Here is a 19,963-nt window from a genome sequence, read left to right on the forward strand (position 1 = left end):
CCACTGCGGCGCAACCGGCGCCGGCAACCAGTACGTCAATGTCACCACCGATGGCAGCGGCAGCAGCCACGGTGTTCAGGGTGGCGGCATTCAGTTCGGCGTTGTTGTGTTCAGCAATAACCAGAATCGTCATGTCAGATCACCTTGGCTTCGTTCTTCAGTTTGTCGACCAGCTCGTCAACGCTCTTGACCTTGATGCCAGCGCTGCGGGCAGCCGGGGCTTCGACCTTGACGGTGCTCAGGGTGGAGGCGGTGCTGACACCCAGCTCGTCGGGCTTGAGCACGTCCAGCGGCTTCTTCTTGGCCTTCATGATGTTCGGCAGAGAAGCGTAGCGCGGCTCGTTCAGGCGCAGGTCGGTGGTGACGATGGCCGGCAGTTTCAGGTCAACGGTCTGCAGACCGCCGTCGATTTCACGGGTGACCTTGACGCGCTCACCGTCGACATTCACGGCCGAGGCGAAGGTGCCCTGGGCGTAACCGGACAGCGCAGCCAGCATCTGGCCGGTCTGGTTGTTGTCGGAATCGATGGCCTGCTTGCCGAGGATGACCAGCTGCGGCTGTTCCTTGTCGACGACCGCCTTGAGCAGCTTGGCGATAGCCAGGGAGTTCAGTTCGTCAGCGGACTCGACCAGGATGGCGCGGTCGGCGCCCAGTGCCAGGGCGGTACGCAGCTGCTCCTGGGCAGCGGTCGGGCCGACGGTGACGGCAACGATTTCGGTCGCCACGCCTTTTTCCTTCAGGCGTACCGCTTCTTCCACGGCGATTTCGCAGAAGGGGTTCATGGACATCTTGACGTTGGCCAGATCAACACCGCTGTTGTCCGCCTTGACGCGAACCTTGACGTTGTAGTCAACCACGCGCTTTACGGCGACGAGGATTTTCATGGACGTTAGTCCTCCGCAAGTCTGTGAAACGCCCGTCGGGGCGTGTGACATTAAAAAGGGGCCTTAGCATACCGGGCAGTTTTCGTGTCCGATAGTACCCAGGCCGCCTGATTGAAATGAATTGGCCGGAAAAACAGGACAAATTCCTGTTTTTCCGGCCTCAAGGTTGCCTCAGGCAACAACCAGCTGGTTGGAGTAGGCTTCCAGGTGATGATCGTCATCACCGAACTGGTGGCTGATCATGACCAGACGCTTGGCGTAGTGGGCGCCGTTATATTCCCAGGTCATGGCGATACCGCCATGCAGCTGGATGCACTGCTCGGCCACATAACGAGCGGCACGGTTGACGATGAACTTGGCGGCGGACAGCTTGGCGCTGCGCTCCTCGCTGTCCTTGTCGTCAGCCAGACAGGCGGCCAGGATGGCCATGGAGGTGCCGCGCTCCAGTTCGCTGATCATGTCGACCATGCGGTGCTGCAGTACCTGGAACTTGCCGATCGGCACGCCGAACTGCTTGCGGGTCTTCAGGTACTCCAGGGTCAGGTCGCAAGCGGTACGCATGGCGCCGACCGCTTCGCCACACAGGGCGGCGATGGCGCGGCCGCTCTGATAGCGAATGGCGTCATAGGCATCGCCAGCGGTGCCCAGCAGCTCACCCTTGGCGTTATCAAGGAACAGCTCGCAGCCCTTGCGGCCATCCACGGTAGCGTAGACGCGGCGGCTGACACCTTCGGCGTTCGGGTCGATGATGAACAGGCTGATGCCCTGCTGATCACGTACATCACCCGCAGTACGGGCCGAGACCAGGATCTTGCCGGCGGTATGGCCGCCGATCACCACGCCTTTGCGGCCGCTCAGCAGCCACTCGCTGCCGGACTGCCGGGCGGTGGTCTGCACGTCATACAGGTTGTAATGGCTGCTCGGCTCTTCCAGAGCGACGCTGGCCTGCAGTTCGCCGCTGGCGATGGCGCCCAGCAGTTCTTCCTTCTGCTGCTCGTTGCCCAGCTGGCCGATCAGGCCACCCGCCAGTACTACCGACTCCATGTAGGGTTCCAGGCAGATACCGCGGCCCAGCTGTTCCATGATCAGCATGGTTTCCACGCCGCCGCCGCCAAAACCGCCCAGCTCTTCGGCGAAGGGGATAGCGGTCAGACCCAGCTCGCCCAGCTGCTGCCAGAACTCGGTGCTGAAACCGGCGTCGCTGGCGCTGAACTCGAGGCGCTTTTCAAAGGTGTAAACGTCGCGAACCAGACGGGCCGCGGTGTCCTGGAGCATCTGCTGCTCTTCGGTCAATTTGAAGTCCATGATCGGCGCTCCTTAGAGTTCGAGAATCATTTTCGAGACGATGTTCTTCTGGATCTCGTTGGATCCGCCGAAGATCGACAGTTTGCGCATGTTGAAGTAGGTCGAGGCTGGGGCAGCGGCATAGTCGTCGACGAGGAATTCGCCGTCGTAGTCCAGCTCCAGCTCTTCCGGCAGGAAGGGCAGGGCATATGGCCCCAGCGCCTTGCGCATCAGATGCGTGATGGCCTGGCGGATCTCGGTGCCCTGAACCTTGAGGATCGAGCTTTCCGCACCCGGTACACCGCCTTCGGAGGCAGCGGCGACGATGCGCAGGGTACTCACTTCAGCCGCCATCAGCGACATTTCCACTTCAGCGATCTGCGCACGGAACAGGGTGTCTTCAAGCAGCGACTTGCCGCCCTTTTCCTGTTTGGCGGCAATCTTCTTCAGGTGGCTCAAGGCCGCCTTGGAGGCGCCGATGCCGGCCAGGCCGGTACGCTCGTGGGTCAGCAGGTACTTGGCGCAGGTCCAGCCCTTGTTCTCTTCACCGACCAGGTTTTCCACCGGTACGCGAACGTCATCGAAGAACACTTCGTTGACTTCATGGTCGCCGTCCAGGGTGATGATCGGGCGCACGGTGATACCCGGGGTCGCCATGTCGATCAGCAGGAAGGAGATGCCGCGCTGCTGCTGGGCTTCCGGGTCGGTACGCACCAGACAGAAGATCATGTTGGCGTGCTGGCCCAGGGTGGTCCAGGTCTTCTGACCGTTGACGACGTAATGGTCGCCATCGCGCACGGCGCGGGTCTTCAGCGAGGCGAGGTCGGAACCGGCGCCTGGCTCGGAGTAGCCCTGGCACCACCAGTCCTCACCGGACAGGATGCGTGGCAGGTACTGCTGCTTCTGTGCTTCGGTACCGAACTTGATGATCACCGGAGCGACCATGGCGACGCCGAAGGGAATGGTGCGCGGCGCGCCGGCGGCAGAGGTTTCTTCATCAAAGATGTGTTTCTCTACCGGGCCCCAGTCGGTGCCGCCGTGCTCGACCGGCCAGCCTGGCGCGTACCAGCCCTTGCGGGACAGGATCTGCTGCCAGCGCTCGTGGTCAGCCTTGGTCAGGTGCTTGCCGAGCTTTACCTTGCGGGAGATATCGGCTGGCAGCTCCTGCTTGAGGAATGCACGCACTTCATCACGGAAGGCGATTTGTTCAGCTGTGTAATGGATTTCCATGTTGGGTCCTCGTTGTTATTCAGCTGCGGACACCCGTCGGGTGCCCGCAGAAAAGTCTCAGAGATCGGCGAACTTGCGACCTTCTTTGGCCAATTTTTCCAGCAGCGGCGCTGGCTTCCACCAGGCGCCGAGCTGCTCGTGGAATTCGCAGATGCGAGCATAGACACGATCCAGACCGACGGCGTCAGCATAGAACATGGGGCCGCCCTGATGCGCCGGGAAGCCGTAGCCGTTGATGTAGATGACGTCGATATCGCTGGCGCGCTGGGCAACACCTTCTTCCAGGATCTTCGCCCCTTCGTTGATCAAGGCGTACATGGTGCGCTCGATGATGTAGTCATCGGACAGCTCGCGACGCTCGACGCCCTGCTCTTTGGAAGCGGCCGCCAAAATGGCCGGCAGCTCGGGGTTCGGCAGCGGGGTACGCGAACCCTTCTCATAGACATAGAAGCCCTTGCCGGTCTTCTGACCGAGCATGCCAGCCTCGGCCATCTTGTCGAGGATGGTTGGCAGCTTGAATTCGGCGGGCAGGGTCTGGCGCTGACGGGTACGGATGGCCAGACCGATATCCAGACCGGACAGGTCGCGCATGGCGAACGCGCCCATGGCCATGCCGAATTTACGGAGCGCAGCGTCCACCTGTTCTGGTGTGGCGCCTTCTTCGAGCAGGAACTCGGATTCGCGACCGTACTGGAATACCATGCGGTTGCCGACGAAGCCGTCGCACACGCCCACGGGCACGGCCACTTTCTTCAACTTCTTGCCAATCGCCATGGCGGTGGCCAGCACTTCGTCGCTGGTCTTCTCGCCGCGCACCACTTCCAGCAGACGCATGACGTTGGCCGGGCTGAAGAAGTGCAGGCCGACGACGTCTTCGGGGCGCTTGGTGAACTGGGCGATCTGGTTCAAATCCAGTGAGGAGGTGTTGCTGGCCAGAATGGCGCCGGGCTTGCAGTTGGCATCCAGGGCTTCGAAGACCTTCTGCTTGACGCCCATTTCCTCGAATACCGCCTCGACCACCACGTCCACATCAGCCAGGTCGGCATAGTCGGTCACGCCGCTGATCAGGGTCATGCGCTTTTCGAGCGCCGCTTCAGTCAGGCTGCCGCGCTTGACGCTCATGCCGTAGGTATCGCGAGCACGCTGGATCGCCTTGTCCCGAGCGTCTTCGCTGATTTCCAGAATTTTCACCGGGATACCGGCATTGGCGAAGCACATGGCGATGCCGACACCCATGGTGCCGCCACCGATTACCGCGGCGGAGTTGAACTCACGCACCGGGGTGTCCTTCGGCAGGCCGTCAACCTTGGAGGCCAGACGCTCGGTGAAGAATGCATGCACCAGCGCAGCACGCTGCGGGGAGACCAGGCATTCAGCGAACAGCTCGCGCTCACGCTTGAGACCTTCGGTCAGCGGCAGGGTAAAGGCGGCTTCGACGGCGGAGACGCAGCGCTGCGGGGAGAACAGGCCAGGCGCTTTCTTTTCCAGCTCGGCGCGCTTGGCAGCGACCAGCGCCGCATTGTCGACGCCTTCCAGCTTGTCGGTGCGCTCGCCGGTGCGGCGCGGACCCTTGCCATCGGCGATCAGCTTGTTGGCAAAGGCCAGGCCTGCGGCCAGCAGCTCGCCGTCGAACACTTCATCGACCACACCCAGCTGATTGGCTTCGGTAGCGCTGATCGGCGCGCCGCTGACGATCATGTCCAGAGCCTTCTCGACACCTACCACGCGGGGCAGACGCTGGGTGCCGCCGGCGCCGGGCAGCAGGCCCAGTTTGACTTCCGGCAGGCCGACCTTGGCGTCCTTGCGAGCGATGCGGTAATGGCAGCTCAGCGCCACTTCCAGACCACCACCCAGGGCGGTGCCATGGATCACGGCGACGCTCGGCTTGCTGCCGGCCTCGATGCCATTGACCACGTCAGGCAGGCTGGGCGACTGTGGCGGCTTGCCGAATTCCTTGATGTCGGCGCCGGCGATGAAGGTGTTGCCTTCACAGACCAGTACGATGGCCTTGACCTCAGGGTCGGCCTCAGCGGCCTTGAAGCTGTTCTCCAGCCCCTGACGCACTGCCACGCCCAGAGCGTTGACCGGCGGATTGTTGACTCTGACAACGGCAACGGCGCCTTGCCGCTCCAGTGTGACCACGTCCGACATGATGAATCTCCTGTGAGTCGATCAGATGCGTTTCATTGTGCGGAATAATGAAACCATGTTTCGCATGGCAAAATACAAAACTTGCAGAGCGTTGTCGATGCCCGTTGGAAAATGGTGCGACATAAGGCGCGTTGATGGTTATACGCCGAGGCGTTCAATATCCCGGGCGAGGATCGCCAACTGGTGCGCCAACTGGTTCTTCACTTTCTCTTCGGACACCAGGTAGGTCGGTGCACCGCAGGTCAATGCCATCAGCGTACCGTCCTGCAGATGCAAGGCCACGCCAGCGGCATTCACATTGCGATCCCAGTCACCGAGGGACAGGCAGAAACCATATTTTTCGTAGTCGCGGAAGGATTCTTCCAGCTGTTGTTTGAGCTCCGGCCAGGTGTCCGGATGGCGTTCGGCCAGGGAGCTCATCACGTGCCGGCGTTCCTCTTCCTTCATCGCGGCCAGGTAGGCACGACCGGCGGCGGTGGTAGCCAGCGGCAGACGCACACCGACATCCATGCGCAGCGACGTGATTTCGGCGGGACGGCAATTCTCCACATAGATCATCGACAGACGATCGCGGCAGGTCAGGCCCACGGAGGTGTTGGTGTTGCGCGCGAATTCATCGAGGTAGGGCTTGGCCAGCTGGCGTACCCGCAGGTTCGAGACATAGGCATAACCCAGCGCCAGCACACCGGAGTCCAATTGGTACTTCTCCAGCTGTGGCGAGTAGGCCAGATAGCCGAGCTTGGTCAGCGTATAGGTCATGCGCGACACAGTGGGTTTGGGTAGCCCGGTGATCCGGGAAATATCCTGGTTGCCCAGGACCACCGAGCCCTGACTGAAAGCGCGCAACACATCAAGCCCACGTGAGAGTGCCTCGACGAATTTGCGGTCCTTGGTTGGGTTGGGTGTTGCCTGATCGTCATTCATAAAGCATTCATACCTTGATGGAAGGGCATCCTTGCGTAGCGACCGCTGCCGCGCAGACGATGCCGGGCTACTCTTTTCATGCGGGCGGAACCAACGGAAATGTCCTGCACAGCAATTTTGTTTTGATTTGTACCGATGATTGCACAGCCGCGACAGATAGAATAGCATCTTTTGGTATTCTATTCCGCACTGCAAAATAATAGTCCAAAAAAGAGGTTCAGATGTCCACACCAGAATCCTGCGTTGTCGCCGGCCGGCTGGCCGAACTCGGTCATACCAATCTGTATGATCTGCTGAAGCAGGCGAGTCATGTTTACGGCGACAAGACCGCCTTCTCCTGCGGTGCGGATTCGGTCAGTTTCACGGAGTTGCGAGACAAGTCGGACAGCTTTGCTCGCTACCTGCGCCATGAACTCGGATTGCAGCCCGGCGACCGCCTGGCCATCCAACTGCCCAACCTGCTGCAGTATGTGGTCACCATCTTCGGTGCGCTCAAGGCCGGTCTGGTCATCGTCAACACCAACCCCCAGTACACTGTGCCGGAAACCCGCCATCAGTTTACCGACTCCGGCGCCCGGGCAGTGGTGGTACTCGACAAGCTGGTGCCGCTGGTGCGGGCTGTGCAAGGCGAGACCGCCATCGAGCGATTGATTGTCACCAGCGTAGACGATTGGAGCAACCCCCAGGTAGCTAGCGACGAGGCCGACGTGACCCGCTTCATGGCGGCATTGACCAAGGGCAAGGCGCTGCCGGAAGTCGACCCGCAGCGCGGGCTGGAAGACCTCGCGGTGCTGCAGTACACCGGCGGCACCACCGGCGTGTCCAAGGGCGCCATGCTGACCCATAACAATCTGCTGTGCAACGTACTGCAGGCGGTCAGCATCCTCAGCCCCGGTGAGTTGGAATACGGTAACGAAGTTCGCGTCTCACCGCTGCCGCTGTACCATATCTTCGCCTTCACGGCGAACTGCCTAGCCTCGGTATTCACCGGCTTCAACAGCGTGCTGATCACCAACCCGCGTGACCTGGACAATATGATTGCTGATCTGCAGCGCCACCGCATCACGCTGCTGACCGGTATCAACTCCCTGTTCGTCTCCCTGATGGCGCACCCGCAATTCGACAGCATCGATTTCAGCCAGGTGAAGTGGGTCAACTCCGGTGGAGCCCCGCTGAACCTGGCGGTCGCCAAGCGCTGGTACGAGCGTACCGGCAGCGTCATCCGTGAAGGCTTCGGCATGACCGAGACCTCGCCGGTGGTAATTGCCGCTACCGCTACCACTCCTTATAAGGAAGGCTATATCGGTCAGGCAATCATCGATACCCAGCTGAAGATCGTCGACGATGCAGGTAACGAGTTGCCGACCGGCGAGCCGGGCGAACTGCTGGTGCGTGGACCGCAGGTAATGAAAGGCTATTGGCAGCGCCCTGAAGCCACCGCTGAAACCTTCACTGCCGACGGCTGGTTGAAAACCGGCGATATCGGCGTCATCGATGAGGATGGTTTCCTCAAGCTGGTCGATCGCAAGAAGGACATGATTCTGGTCTCGGGTTTCAACGTCTACCCCAATGACATCGAGGACGCGGTCATGCGCCACCCGGGCATCCGCGAGTGTGTAGCGGTGGGTATTCCTGATGAGCGCAAAGGCGAGGCCATCAAGCTCTATGTCAGCCTGCATGACCAGAACCTGACCGAAGCCGATATCGTTGCCCATTGCCGCGAACAGCTGACCGGCTACAAGGTGCCGAGCTTCGTCGAGATCCGTGACGATCTGCCCAAGTCCACTGTCGGTAAACTGCTGCGCCGGGTACTGCGTGATGAGGCGAGGGCAGAGGTAGCAGAGGTAAGTGCATGAGCCTGTCGCTGAGCATCGCCGATGGCGTGGCGGAGATCGCGCTCGACGATGGCAAGGTCAATGCACTGTCCGAACAGATGCTGGAAAGTCTGCTGGAGGCCATTGCCGAAGCCGCCAAGGCTGATGCTGCGCTGCTTATCTATGGCCGGGCCGGCTGTTTCAGTGGCGGCTACGATCGCAAGCTGATCGCCGCCGGTGGCCCAGCCTGCGATGCCATGCGCGCCGCGGGTGATCGCCTGACCCTGGCCCTGCTGGATTATCCGGCACCGGTGGTCATCGCCAGCACCGGCCATGCGATGGCCAAGGCAGCGTTCATGCTGCTGCTGGCTGACTATCGCATCGGTGCAGCAGGCGCGTTCAGTATCAGTCTGAATGAAGTGGCCATCGGCATGACCATGCCCGATGCCGCCATGCCCCAGGCCCGCGCGCGGCTGGCGCCGAGCTGGCTCAATCGCTGCGCCCTGCAGGCCCAGACACTGGACCCGGAGCAGGCGCTGGAAGCGGGTTTTTATGATGAACTGGCAACCGGCGGTGATCTGCTGGAGCGCGCCCGTGACAAGGCCCGGCAGTTGGCGGCGCTGCATCGCCAGGCCTACCGGGAAACCCGTCTGCTGCTCAATGCGCCATTAAGGGCGGAAGTGGTAGCGGCGCTGGCGGCGTCCTGATCCTTCGGTCGCCGGGCGGCACAGGCGTAGCGCAGGTGCGCTACACCCGGGAATCAGGTTTTGCGCCGCGGCTGACGGTGACGCTGCGGCCCGTCTTTCGGGTTGTCGAGCACCTGCTCGACAACCTGGGCTGACGCTAACAGCGAGCCAGCCCATCAAGGTCACTCCTTGAAATACACCGACTGGGTGCTGGTCAGCAGCAGCAGGCCATCTTCCGACCACAAATGGGCAACCTGATCCGCGTAGTTGTTATGCAGTCGCGAAGCCTGCGCGCGACCTAGCAGGAAACCGCTGCCTACCTTTTCCAACTCGTCGCTGGTGGCATGGAAATAGTGCGTCATGGACACGGTACCTGATGGCGTAAAACTCTTGCGCAACAGGAAGATGCGCGGGGCGAACACATCCCCCATCGCCGTCAGCGAAGTGAAATCCAGCGGCCGTTCCACCGCGTCGCGTACCCACAACAGCGATTCGGTATCGAGCGGCTGTCCTTCTGCGCGACCCATCAACGGAATACCGTGCACAAAGCGGAAATCGTATTGCTTGAACCAATTACGAATGCTGATATCCATGCGCTGCAGCGAGGCTGGTGCCGGCGCTGGTGGAGCGCTCAGTTGCTGCTCCGTCAGCGTGTCACGGCGAATGGCAAAAAAAGCCGTGGCACTGGTGACCACCTCGCCATTCTGTTTCTGCAGCAGTAACCAGTGTTGGGTCGAGCGGTTGGTGCGCAGTGGCGTGGCTTCCACCTCGAATTCGCCATCGCCTACCGGCCCGGCGAAGTTGACGGTCAGGGAGACCGGATCGCCCAGCCGCTGGGGATGTTGCAATACCGCCTGCAGCAGGGTAGCGGCAGTGGTCCCGCCAAACGGGCCGACCATATTCTGGAAGGCTTCGCTGGTCTTGCCCTGGTACAGATTGTCGGAGCGGGGTGTCAGGGCAATGGCCTGATCGAAGGCGTGGTTGTTGCTCATTAGTGATTATCCATTGGCAGGCTTGCTGAGTGCTCATCCTAGGCATGCAGGGAGAGGGCGGCAAGCTGATATGACGGCATGAATTCGCCGTCATACATGAGCTGCTTTTCGCTCCTGTAAATGCCGATTCAGCCGCGCCGGGCTTGGGTTGGCAGCTGCTCCCCGGTGGGAGCAGCTTCTGCAGCGGGTTACAGTTTTACGTTCATGGTGATGCGAGCGGTGAATACCTGCTGGTCCTGCTCATCAAATACGGTCACGGATACCAGCTTGTCACCGGCGGTGCTCCAGTCCACGTCGCTACCATCGGGGGCTGTCAGGCAGAGCCAGTACGCCGCCTACGGTCTATCGGGAAATGCTGGCGGAGGCCGCCTGGCGTTCAGTCAGCAACTGAACGGGTCTCCATTGGACACCCGCTCAATCGATCAGCCGCGCTGGTAGGTGCCGACCAGGCGGTTCATCGCCAGGGTGTGCGGCTCGACCTTGGCCAGTAGTTGCCACAGATCCAGGCCTGCTGACAGATCCGGCTCGGCATCCAGAGCCAGTACCCAGAAGTAGTATTTATGCTGACCATGGCCTTCCGGGGGCATCGGGCCGCCGTAGCCAGTCTTGCCGAAGTTATTCTGCCCCTGGGTGTAATCCCCACAGCCTTCGGCCAGGCTGGTGACCTCACCGGGAATGTTGTACAGCACCCAATGTACGAAGCCGTAGGTGCCGTTGGCGGAGACCAGCGGTGCGTCCGGGTCATGGCAGATCACTGCAAAGCTTTTGGTGCCGGCCGGCGCGTTGCTCCAGCTCAGCGCCGGAGAGATATCTTCCCCTTCACCGGTATGTCGGGTGGGAATGGCGCCATCGGCAGTGAAGGCGCTGCTGGTCAGTTGCAGATCGAGATTCAAGGCAAAACCCATGGTGTTCTCCTTTTATATGCAGAGGTGGGCGATCACGGATCAGCGGATCAAGGTGCTCAGCAACCAGAGGCCGAGCAGCAGCCAGATCACACCGGCAATGATCCGTTTCTTGATGAACGAGCTGACCCCAAGATAGATGAGAAAGAGTCCGAGCACGACAAAGGCGATGCTGAGGATACTGCTATCGATGCCCAGGGCGCGGGAAAAGCCATTGACGAAGGCGGTGCTGGCACCGCTGAGCATATCGAATACCCAGGCCAGGCCGTCGACTATCAATCTGACCAGGGTGCCGAAGGCCTGCCCCAGCCATTCGAAAGGGTTGGTATTTACATACATCGGAAAGCTTCCGGTTCGATGGGATCGATACCATAGCAGAGATCGGGACAAGGCCAGAAGTTCCAGCGCCGGTTTTCAATGCCGGATGCTTCCCTGTCCGCCAGGCTCCCCTCTCCCGCGAGGAGGGAGGGGAGCAGTGGAACTTACACCCGCTCGATTACTGCCGCCACGCCCTGACCCAGCCCGATACACAGGCTGACCAGCGCATAGCGCTTGCCGGTACGCTCCAGCTGACGCAGTGCAGTCAGGGTCAGACGTGCACCGGAGGCACCCAGTGGGTGACCGACGGCGATGGCGCCGCCGTTGGGGTTCAGGCGCGGATCATCGAAGGCGATGCCCAGCTGTTTGGCGCAGCCCAGTACCTGGGAGGCGAAGGCTTCGTTGATTTCGATCACGTCCATGTCGTCCAGTGTCAGGCCAGCACGGCTCAGCGCTTTCTTGCAGGCTTCAACCGGACCCAGACCCATGACCCGCGGCGCGACGCCGGAAACAGCACCGGCGAGAATGCGGGCGCGGGGCTTGATGCCGTACTTCTGGCCAATGGCTTCGCTGCCGATGATCAGCGCCGCGGCGCCGTCGTTTACGCCCGAGGCGTTACCGGCAGTGACCACGCCGCCCTCGGACAGCGGGCGCAGGCTGGACAATGCGGCCATGTCGCTGGATGGGCGCGGATGCTCGTCCTGATCGACCACCTTGTTCGGCTTCTTGCGGCCCTGGGGCACTTCGATGGGGTGGATTTCCTCGGCAAAGAAGCCTTCGGCACGGGCTTTCTCGTACAGGGCCTGGCTGCGAGCGGCGTAGGTGTCGGCTTCTTCGCGGGTAATACCCAGATCGGCGGCGACGTTATCGGCGGTCTGCGGCATGGTGTCATCACCGTACTGCTTCTCTACCTTGGGGTTGGGAAAGCGTGCGCCGATGGTGCTGTCGAAGGCACGGAACTCGCGGGCGTAGGGGCTTTCGCTCTTGGCGATGACGAAGGGCGCACGGCTCATGCTCTCGGCACCACCGGCAACAAACAGGTCACCCTCGCCAGCTTTGACGGCACGGGCGGCATCCAGGATGGCAGCCAGACCGGAGCCGCACAGGCGGTTTACGGTAACGCCAGCCACTTCCTGCGGCAGACCGGCCAACAGGCCGGCATGGCGCGCCAGGTTACGGGCATCTTCCCCGGCCTGGTTGGTATTGCCCATGACCACATCTTCGTAGTCCTGACCGTCGAAGGGGTTGCGGGCAACCACGGCGCGGATCACCTCGGCCAGCAGGTCGTCCGGGCGTACCGGGGCCAGCGCGCCGGCGTGGCGACCGAAGGGGGAACGCAAACCATCATAGATATAAGCAGTCATCGGATTACTCCTGGAAATCGGGGGTGGTCAGGGGCAGGTCAAGCTGAACGCGCCGGCGCAGCCAGGGGCTGGGACGATAGCGCGGCTCGCCATAGACCGCCTGCATGTTGTTCAGCACAGTCAGAATCGCCTGCTTGCCGTAGCGCTCGCCAAAGGCCAGCGGGCCTTGCGGATAGCCCAGGGCGAGTTGAATGGCGCGGTCCAGTGTATCGGGGGTGGCGATACCCTTCTGGGCAATCTCGGTTCCCAGATTCACCACACTGGCGATCAGCCGCTGGATAACGAAGCCGGGAGAGTCATTGATCACTTCCACCGGTACGCCATCGGCAGCCAGTGCCTGACGGGCCTGGGCAACCACATTGGCGTCCGCCGCGGGCTGGCGCATCAGAGTGCGGCGCTTGTCCCAGTTGGCGAAGCTGTCCAGCGCCAGGGTACGGGCGGTGGGCAGTTGCTGGCGGGTCAGGGCAGCGGTGCAGTCTTCGCCCAGCGGAGTGACCAGGCAGATGGCTTCGGCGGAGGGCCGCTCGCCGTTTTCCAGCGTAGCGCCGGCGGTTTGCAGCACGGCGGCCACCTGGCTGCGCAGACCCTGGTCATCGCTCTGCAACCAGAACGGCCGGTTGATCAGTACGGTTTCGGCAGCCGGCTCGGGCTGTTCGATCTTCTGTCCTTCCTCATAGCGGTAGAAACCCTGACCGGTCTTGCGGCCCAGCAGGCCGGCGGCGACGCGCTGACCGGCAATGAACGACGGTGTATAGCGCGGATCATGGTAGAACTGCTCGTACACCGACTCCATCACCGCGTGGGAGACATCCAGCCCGGTCAGGTCGAACAGCTCGAACGGTCCCATGCGAAAACCCGGGCCGTCACGCAGGATGCGGTCGATCTGCTGGGGTGTGGCAACACCTTCGCTGAGCATGCGCAGGGCTTCGGTGCCGAAGGCGCGGCCGGCATGGTTGACCAGGAAGCCGGGGGTGTCCGGGGTGATCGCCGGGAAGTGACCGGCCTTGTCCGCCAGCTCGACCAGCCCCTGGATGTAGCGCTCGTCAGTGCGTGATCCGCGTACCACCTCGACGATCTTCATCAGCGGCACGGGGTTGAAGAAGTGGAAGCCGGCGACGCGCTCCGGACGCTGGCAGCCAGCGGCGATACGGGTAACCGACAGGGAAGAGGTATTGGTCGCCAGCAGACAATCTTCGCTGACAATGGCTTCCAGGTCGGTGAACAGTTTCTGCTTCACTTCGAGGATTTCGACGATGGCCTCGATGACCAGGTCGCAGTCCTTGAGCTGCTCAAGTTGCGCGGCGGGCTGCATGCGCGTGTTGATCGCATCGAAATCCGCCTCGCTGAGCTTGCCCTTGGCGACCTGGCGCTGCAGCAGGTTGCGGTTGAAGCTGAGGGCATCTTCGATGGCTTCGGCGCGGGTATCGTACAGCAACACCTGTTGACCACTGCTGGCGAGCAGCTGGGCGATACCACGGCCCATCGCGCCGGCACCGATAACACCAATCCGGTTGAACATACTCAGGCTCCTCAGTTACTCTGTTCCGCTATGCGGAACCGTATTTCGTTTAAAAGTGGGATGAGATTAAATCCTGCGCTCCTCGAGTGCAAGCCGGGCCGCCGTTATGACCACATATAAGGCGGCTATCACAGCGGTTACGTCCGGGTTGCGCCATGGCATACTGCTCAACCTTCAGACGCGCCGATGCGCTGCCGTGACATTCGCAATCAGGATCATCTATGAGTGAAGACCAGAATCTGACCGTACAGCGTACGGTGACCGGTTTTTTTCAGGAGTTGGGTGGTGAGCTGCTGGAATACAGCGACAACCGTGCGGTGGTAGGCCTGACCCTCGAAAAGCGACATCTGAACAACGCCAGCAATCTGCATGGTGGCATTACTGCCAGCCTGTTGGATATTGCCATGGGGCTGTGTGGCACCTATGCGGCCGATCCGGATGAGCGCCGGGTGGCTATCACCCTGTCGATGAACGTCAACTTCAGCGCCACCGCCGATGAGGGTGCGCGGGTGCGGGCGGTCGCTACCTGCCGCAAGGCCGGCCACAAGATCTTCATGGCCAGTTGTGATCTGCTCGATGCGAACGATAACCTGCTGGCCTTTGGTGAAGGTGTATTCAAGAAGGGTGCGCTGCGCAGAGACTTGCCATGAGCGCGCTGCTGTTGCCGCTGGGCGTCGGTCTGGAACTGATCGCGCTGGCCGGGCAGTGGCCGCAACTGAGCTGGTTCGCCGCCGCAGCGCTGGCAGGCTATTTCATCATTCACTTCCGGCGCCTGTTGCCCTATCCAAGGATTCTCGGGTTGCTCACCGTCGGCATGCTGCTGGCGGTGGCCGTGCTGGGGCAAGGCGATCCGGCTCTGTGGGGCCGATTGGCGTCGTCGGGTGCCTATTACGCCAGCTTCCTCGGCGCGTTGGGGTTGATGCAGCTGCTGGCCAAACGCATGCCACACCTGCGCGAGCTGCACAAGGCGCTGCTGGCCGGGCCGGCGATCTGGCTGTATCCGCGCTACGTGCTGACGTCCGGCAGCATCGGCTCGATTCTCAACTTCGGCATGATGAGCCTGCTGTGCGGCACGCTCGATCAGCACCTGCGGCAATACTCTCTGAGTAATGAGCAGCGCCGTGAGGGGCTGCGTGCGGTCCTGGTTACCACCCTGCGCGGCTTTGCCCTGGTACCGCTGGTAGCGCCGACCAGTGTGACCATCGCCATGATCACACGGGAAATGCCACAGCTGTCCTGGGCCACCATGGTGCCCTATGGCCTGGTAGCGGCGTTGCTGCTGTTGATGGTTGGCTGGCATCGGGAGACCCGTGGGCTACTGCAGCTGCGGGAGAATATCGGTGACAGCAGTCGCGCCGCGGGCATGGGTGCGCTGTTGATGGGTAGTCTGCTTGGGCTGACTGCCATTGGGGTGCTGGCCTGGTTGACAGTGTTGACCCCCTCCCAGGCGGCGATGATCCTGATTCCGGTGGGTATTGCCTGCTACCTATTGTGGTGTGAACGCTCGCCACGGCGAGTATTGGGTGAGATCAGTGACAATCTGATCACCATGCACAACGAGATGTTCATTTTCGGCTGTGCCGCGCTGATGGGCGGGGCGCTGGGGGCGATCGCGCCGCTGGAGGAACTGGCGCTCTGGCTGGCTCAGGAGCCGAAATACAATATGCTGCTGGCCGTGGGCAGTCTGTTCGGCATCATCCTGCTGGCAATGGCTGGGGTGGCGCCGATCGTCTCCTTATCCCTGCTGGTCGGCCTGTTGGCCGAGCTGGCACGACTGGGCGTGCCGATCATGACCCCGGCATTGGGTTTGATGTGCGGCTTCTCGATTGCCATGATCTTCTCGCCGTTCGGCCCCTCGACGCTGATCCTGGCGCGTTACACCGGTGAGAATCCGCTGCGGGTGGCGTTCGTTTGGAATGGCCGCTTCGTCATCAGTGCATTGCCGCTGTTGTTGCTGTTATTGTTCATCGTCCATTGGCTGCAATCCTGACACCATGCCCGAATTACCCGAAGTCGAAACCACCCGCCGCGGTATTGCCCCCCATCTGGAGGGCCACCGCGTGACCCGGCTGATCGTCCGGGACCCACGTCTGCGCTGGCCGATTCCCGAGGATCTGGCGATCCAGGTCGAGAACCAGACCTTTACCGCTGTGCGCCGGCGCGCCAAGTATCTGCTGATGGACATCGGCGGCGGCACGCTGATCAGTCATCTGGGCATGTCCGGCAACCTGCGGCTGGTGCCGGCCGAGACGCCAGTGCTCAAGCATGAGCATGTGGATATCGAGCTGGATTCCGGCCTGACGCTGCGCTACACCGACCCGCGTCGCTTCGGCGCCATGCTCTGGCAGCGCGCCGGTGAAGTCCATCCCTTGCTCGCTCGCCTCGGACCCGAGCCGCTGTCAGCTGAGTTCGACGGTGAGCGGCTGTATGAGTTGTCGCGTAAGCGCAGCATGGCGGTCAAGCCGTTCATCATGGATAACGCGGTGGTCGTGGGAGTGGGCAATATCTACGCCACCGAGGCGCTGTTCGCCGCTGGCATCGACCCGCGCCGCGAGGCCGGGCGTATCAGCCGTGCCCGCTATCAGGCGCTGGCCGAGGAGATCAAGAAAGTGCTGGCGCGGGCCATCGAGAGTGGCGGCACCACGCTGCGCGATTTCATCGGCGGCGATGGCAAGCCGGGCTATTTCAAACAGGAACTGTTCGTCTACGGACGTGCCGGGCAGCTGTGCAAGGTCTGCGGCACGACCTTGTCGGAGTGTCGGCTGGGCCAACGCAGCACGGTGTTCTGCCGACGCTGTCAGAGCTGAGCAGGGCCGTTTTGCCGACCGGGTTGGCAAATTTCAACGGCCGCATTCCGCAATAGCGCGAATATGCCTACAATGAAGTCGGTTGCAGGTTCCCGGGAAGGGGGCCGCACCACGACTTGAACGCCTATCGGGCCACAAACCAGGGATTACTATCATGCGCCTGTTACGTCACACCACCGCTCTGCTCGCCGGTCTGCTACTTGCCGGCAATGTCATGGCCACCGAAGCCAATTATGGCTACCAGGAACACGTCGAGAACCCCGGCATCTTCGCCATGGTCGGTGATCTGATCATCGCCCGGCCGATCGGGGCCGCCATCACGGCGGTCGGGGCCGCAGCCTTTGTCATCAGCCTGCCGTTCACCGCCCTGGCCGGTAACACCGCCGAAGCTGGGCAGGAACTGGTGGTGCGTCCCGGCAAGGAAACCTTCATGCGTTGCCTGGGTTGCACCAAGAGCGGCTATGGCCGCAAACAGCAGGATGAGAGCCTCTAACGAGGCACTCGCCTCGGGGCAATGCTGGTCGCGAGGCCACCAGGTGCCACGTGCAGATAATCTTCAAGGCGTGACGGGTAGGCTACAACACACGCTGGCTTCGCCTTCGCCGCGGGGATCGCTGGCGGCGCTGATCTCGTTGCGGCGCTTGTCCCACAACAGCGCCTGCATGTCGCCATAGTCTCGACCGACCGGCTTGATGCTGTGGCCCATGGCTTCCAGCGCTTTCTGCTGCTCAACAGTGAAGGTGTTGTCCTCGACCTGGATATGGTCCGGCAGATACTGATGATGGAAGCGCGGGCGGCTGACCCATTCCTGCACTGGCCGGCCATCCATCGCCTGCAGCGTGCCGAGCATTACCATGCTGATGATGCGACTGCCGCCGGGGGTGCCGAGTACCGCCAGTTGGTCCGCATTTTCCAGCATGGTCGGGGTCATGCTCGACAGTGGGCGCTTGCCCGGGGCGATGGCATTGGCCTCGCTGCCGGCCAGCCCGTAGCTATTGCTGCCGTCCGGGTCGGCGGCAAAGTCATCCATCTCGTTATTCAAGAGCACGCCGGTGCCCGGCACGGTGAAGGCTGCGCCGAAGGGCAGGTTGACGCTCAGGGTCGCGGCCACCGCATTGCCCTGACGGTCGATCAGCGAGAAGTGGGTGGTATTGGTGCCTTCCTGAATGCCCTTGGGCTCACCCAGCTCGAGACTAGGGGTGGCGCGCTCGGGATCGATGCCGGCGGCCAGTTGGCGGGCATGTGCCGGTGACAGCAGCCGCTCGGTCGGTACGCTGACAAAATCGCTGTCACCCAGCAGCAGGGCGCGGTCGCGATAGGTGCGGCGCATCAATTCGACCAGATTGTGGGTCCATTGAACGGAGCCGGGCGTGGCGGTGGGCAGATGGTCGAGGCCTTGCAGAATGCCGGCCAGGGTGATGCCGCCGGCCGAGGGTAGCGGTGCGCTGATTACCTCGAAACCGCGGCTGGTAAAGCGAACGGGCTGGCGCTCGATGACCCGGTAACTATCCAGATCGGTCTGTTGCCAGATACCGCCGGCGGCTTGCACGCCGGCAATCAACTGCTCGGCCACTGGCCCACTATAGAAACCGGCATGGCCCTGCGACGCCAGGGCGCGCAGGGTGGCTGCGAGCTCGGGTTGGCGGATCAGCGCGTCGGCGGCGGGAATATCATTGTCCTGCAGGAAGATGCGGGCGGTTTCGGCATCCTGTTGCATGGCCTTCAACCGGAAGCCGGCCAACTGCCGGTAGCTCGGGCCGGGAGCGAAGCCCTGCTCGGCGGCGGCAATCGCTGGCGCCAGACTCTGTTCCAGCGTCAATTGGCCATAGCGCTCGGCCAGATGGACCAAGGCTGCGGGCAGACCGGGAATCCCTGCGGCCAGCGGTCCATTGATTACCCGCTGCAACTGGCGATCATTTTCCTGATCCAGGTACATGTCGCGGTTGGCCGCCTGGGGCGCGGTTTCCCGGGCATCGAGAAACTGATAGCGGGGCCCGGTCTCGCTGGCCTCGCGCAGGAGGAAGAAGCCACCGCCACCGATACCGGAACCGTAGGGCTCGACCACCGCCAGCGTGGCGGCCACAGCGATGGCGGCATCGAAGGCGTTGCCGCCCTGGTCGAGAATCCGGTGACCGGCTTCGGTAGCGGTCGGGTGGGCGCTGGCTACTGCTTGCTGGTCGGGTGCAGGTGCAGCCTGAACCGCAAGGCTGAGCAGCAGCGGCAGGACCAGCAAGGATCGCAGCAGAGTCATTCGGCGCTGGTGAGCAGCTGATATTTTTCCATCAGTTGCTCTTTGCTTTCGACCCGGTTGGGGTCAAGGGGAATGCAGTCGACCGGGCAGACCTGCTGGCACTGGGGCTCGTCGAAATGGCCGACGCATTCGGTGCACAGACCGGGGTCGATGACATAGATTTCCTCGCCCTGAGAGATGGCCCCGTTGGGGCACTCGGGTTCGCAGACGTCGCAATTGATGCAGTCGTCGGTAATGATCAGGGCCATCGGTTACTCCGCGAAGCGCTCGGTTCAGCCGTTGAAGCGTTTGAGCAGGGCTTCATGTACTACCGGATGAACGAATTTGGTGACATCGCCACCCAGGGAAGCAATTTCCCGCACCAGGGTGGACGAGATATAAGAATACTTCTCCGAGGGCGTAAGGAACAGACTTTCTACCTCGGGTGCCAGCTGACGGTTCATGTTGGCCAGTTGGAATTCGTACTCGAAATCGGAAACCGCACGCAGGCCGCGCAGCAGGACATTGGCGCCGATATCACGGGCAAAGTGCGCCAGCAGCGTGGAAAACCCCACCACTTCTACGTTGGGAAGATCCTTGAGCACTTCGCGGGCCAATTCCACTCGTTGTTCGAGCGAGAAGGCCGGGTTCTTCTTCGGGCTCGCGGCTACCGCCACTACCACTCGATCGAACAGCTTGGAGGCGCGGCCGACCAGGTCGGTATGGCCCATGGTGATAGGGTCAAACGTGCCGGGATAGAGAACAGTATTCATTGGCTTTATCCTGCCTGTGGGTTCCGGAGGGGCGATGGTAGCGTAATGACCCGGTTGCGGCCAAATCGAGAATGCCCGCGATGCT

Annotated in this window: 19 protein-coding genes and 2 pseudogenes; 6 read left to right on the forward strand and 15 right to left on the reverse strand. The window is 61.9% G+C overall.

Features of this window, described 5'->3' with window-relative positions:
• From BM267_RS16770 to BM267_RS16175, 6 genes and pseudogenes are all read right to left on the reverse strand, one after another.
• Positions 1-133: pseudogene (locus BM267_RS16770) on the reverse strand (electron transfer flavoprotein subunit alpha/FixB family protein); the annotation flags it as partial.
• 1 nt (position 134) lies between these two features.
• A complete protein-coding gene (locus BM267_RS16155; RefSeq protein ID WP_036991913.1) occupies positions 135-884 on the reverse strand; it encodes an electron transfer flavoprotein subunit beta/FixA family protein in 750 nt (249 codons plus the stop codon).
• A 171-nt stretch (positions 885-1,055) separates the two neighbouring features.
• Positions 1,056-2,189 (reverse strand): acyl-CoA dehydrogenase family protein, encoded by a 1,134-nt coding sequence (locus tag BM267_RS16160; RefSeq protein WP_074781322.1) that lies wholly within the window; start codon positions 2,187-2,189, stop codon positions 1,056-1,058.
• A 12-nt stretch (positions 2,190-2,201) separates the two neighbouring features.
• Positions 2,202-3,398, reverse strand: coding sequence for an acyl-CoA dehydrogenase family protein (locus BM267_RS16165; protein ID WP_036991917.1), 1,197 nt, complete (start codon positions 3,396-3,398; stop codon positions 2,202-2,204).
• Positions 3,399-3,455: 57 nt separating this feature from the next.
• A complete protein-coding gene (locus tag BM267_RS16170; protein WP_074781323.1) occupies positions 3,456-5,549 on the reverse strand; it encodes a 3-hydroxyacyl-CoA dehydrogenase NAD-binding domain-containing protein in 2,094 nt (697 codons plus the stop codon).
• A 138-nt stretch (positions 5,550-5,687) separates the two neighbouring features.
• Positions 5,688-6,473 carry an IclR family transcriptional regulator gene (locus BM267_RS16175; protein WP_036991920.1) on the reverse strand — a complete coding sequence of 262 codons (786 nt, stop codon included), beginning with the start codon at positions 6,471-6,473 and terminating at the stop codon, positions 5,688-5,690.
• A 221-nt stretch (positions 6,474-6,694) separates the two neighbouring features.
• On the opposite strand from BM267_RS16175, the gene BM267_RS16180 reads away from it, so the two are divergent.
• Together BM267_RS16180 and BM267_RS16185 are read left to right on the forward strand one after the other, a co-directional pair.
• Positions 6,695-8,329, forward strand: a complete 1,635-nt coding sequence (locus BM267_RS16180; RefSeq protein ID WP_074781324.1) for an AMP-binding protein — start codon at positions 6,695-6,697, stop codon at positions 8,327-8,329.
• Positions 8,326-8,994: a crotonase/enoyl-CoA hydratase family protein gene (locus BM267_RS16185; protein WP_074781325.1), complete on the forward strand. Its 669-nt coding sequence runs from the start codon at positions 8,326-8,328 to the stop codon at positions 8,992-8,994. Before BM267_RS16180 ends, BM267_RS16185 begins: the two co-directional genes overlap by 4 nt.
• 161 nt (positions 8,995-9,155) lie before the next feature.
• Here BM267_RS16185 and BM267_RS16190 read toward each other — a convergent pair whose 3' ends face one another.
• The 6 genes and pseudogenes from BM267_RS16190 to BM267_RS16210 form a co-directional block, all read right to left on the reverse strand.
• Complete coding sequence (locus BM267_RS16190) at positions 9,156-9,965, reverse strand: acyl-CoA thioesterase (RefSeq protein ID WP_036991924.1); 810 nt, start codon at positions 9,963-9,965, stop codon at positions 9,156-9,158.
• 188 nt (positions 9,966-10,153) lie between these two features.
• A pseudogene (locus tag BM267_RS16865) lies at positions 10,154-10,270 on the reverse strand (DUF4442 domain-containing protein); the annotation flags it as partial.
• A gap of 117 nt (positions 10,271-10,387) precedes the next feature.
• Positions 10,388-10,870 carry a YbhB/YbcL family Raf kinase inhibitor-like protein gene (locus BM267_RS16195; RefSeq protein ID WP_036991927.1) on the reverse strand — a complete coding sequence of 161 codons (483 nt, stop codon included), beginning with the start codon at positions 10,868-10,870 and terminating at the stop codon, positions 10,388-10,390.
• A 39-nt stretch (positions 10,871-10,909) separates the two neighbouring features.
• Positions 10,910-11,206: a hypothetical protein gene (locus tag BM267_RS16200; protein ID WP_074781326.1), complete on the reverse strand. Its 297-nt coding sequence runs from the start codon at positions 11,204-11,206 to the stop codon at positions 10,910-10,912.
• Positions 11,207-11,349: 143 nt separating this feature from the next.
• Entirely contained in the window at positions 11,350-12,549 is a 1,200-nt protein-coding gene (locus tag BM267_RS16205; protein ID WP_036991932.1) for a 3-oxoadipyl-CoA thiolase, read from the reverse strand.
• 4 nt (positions 12,550-12,553) lie between these two features.
• Positions 12,554-14,068 (reverse strand): 3-hydroxyacyl-CoA dehydrogenase, encoded by a 1,515-nt coding sequence (locus tag BM267_RS16210; RefSeq protein WP_074781327.1) that lies wholly within the window; start codon positions 14,066-14,068, stop codon positions 12,554-12,556.
• Positions 14,069-14,289: 221 nt separating this feature from the next.
• Here BM267_RS16210 and BM267_RS16215 point away from each other — a divergent pair, with 221 nt between their 5' ends.
• The 4 genes from BM267_RS16215 to BM267_RS16230 all read left to right on the forward strand — a co-directional run bounded on the left by BM267_RS16215 (position 14,290) and on the right by BM267_RS16230 (position 17,368).
• Positions 14,290-14,718, forward strand: a complete 429-nt coding sequence (locus BM267_RS16215) for a PaaI family thioesterase (protein ID WP_074781328.1) — start codon at positions 14,290-14,292, stop codon at positions 14,716-14,718.
• On the forward strand, positions 14,715-16,058 hold the full coding sequence (locus BM267_RS16220; RefSeq protein WP_074781329.1) for a hypothetical protein: 1,344 nt from the start codon (positions 14,715-14,717) through the stop codon (positions 16,056-16,058). The genes BM267_RS16215 and BM267_RS16220 overlap by 4 nt, the downstream gene beginning before the upstream one ends.
• 4 nt (positions 16,059-16,062) lie before the next feature.
• Entirely contained in the window at positions 16,063-16,875 is an 813-nt protein-coding gene (gene mutM / locus BM267_RS16225) for a bifunctional DNA-formamidopyrimidine glycosylase/DNA-(apurinic or apyrimidinic site) lyase (protein ID WP_036991939.1), read from the forward strand.
• Between the two features lie 214 nt (positions 16,876-17,089).
• Complete coding sequence (locus BM267_RS16230; protein WP_407920294.1) at positions 17,090-17,368, forward strand: hypothetical protein; 279 nt, start codon at positions 17,090-17,092, stop codon at positions 17,366-17,368.
• A 63-nt stretch (positions 17,369-17,431) separates the two neighbouring features.
• Here the strand turns inward: BM267_RS16230 and ggt are convergent, their stop codons facing one another.
• From ggt to coaD, 3 genes are read right to left on the reverse strand one after another with little or no spacing between them, the layout of a single operon-like run.
• Complete coding sequence (gene ggt, locus BM267_RS16235) at positions 17,432-19,126, reverse strand: gamma-glutamyltransferase (protein WP_143063101.1); 1,695 nt, start codon at positions 19,124-19,126, stop codon at positions 17,432-17,434.
• Positions 19,123-19,374, reverse strand: coding sequence for a YfhL family 4Fe-4S dicluster ferredoxin (locus BM267_RS16240; protein ID WP_074781330.1), 252 nt, complete (start codon positions 19,372-19,374; stop codon positions 19,123-19,125). Before BM267_RS16240 ends, ggt begins: the two co-directional genes overlap by 4 nt.
• Positions 19,375-19,398: 24 nt before the next feature.
• Positions 19,399-19,878: a pantetheine-phosphate adenylyltransferase gene (gene coaD / locus BM267_RS16245; RefSeq protein ID WP_036991947.1), complete on the reverse strand. Its 480-nt coding sequence runs from the start codon at positions 19,876-19,878 to the stop codon at positions 19,399-19,401.
• Positions 19,879-19,963: the final 85 nt, after the last annotated feature.

The sequence above is a fragment of the Halopseudomonas bauzanensis genome, assembly GCF_900114735.1.
Lineage (GTDB): Bacteria > Pseudomonadota > Gammaproteobacteria > Pseudomonadales > Pseudomonadaceae > Halopseudomonas > Halopseudomonas bauzanensis.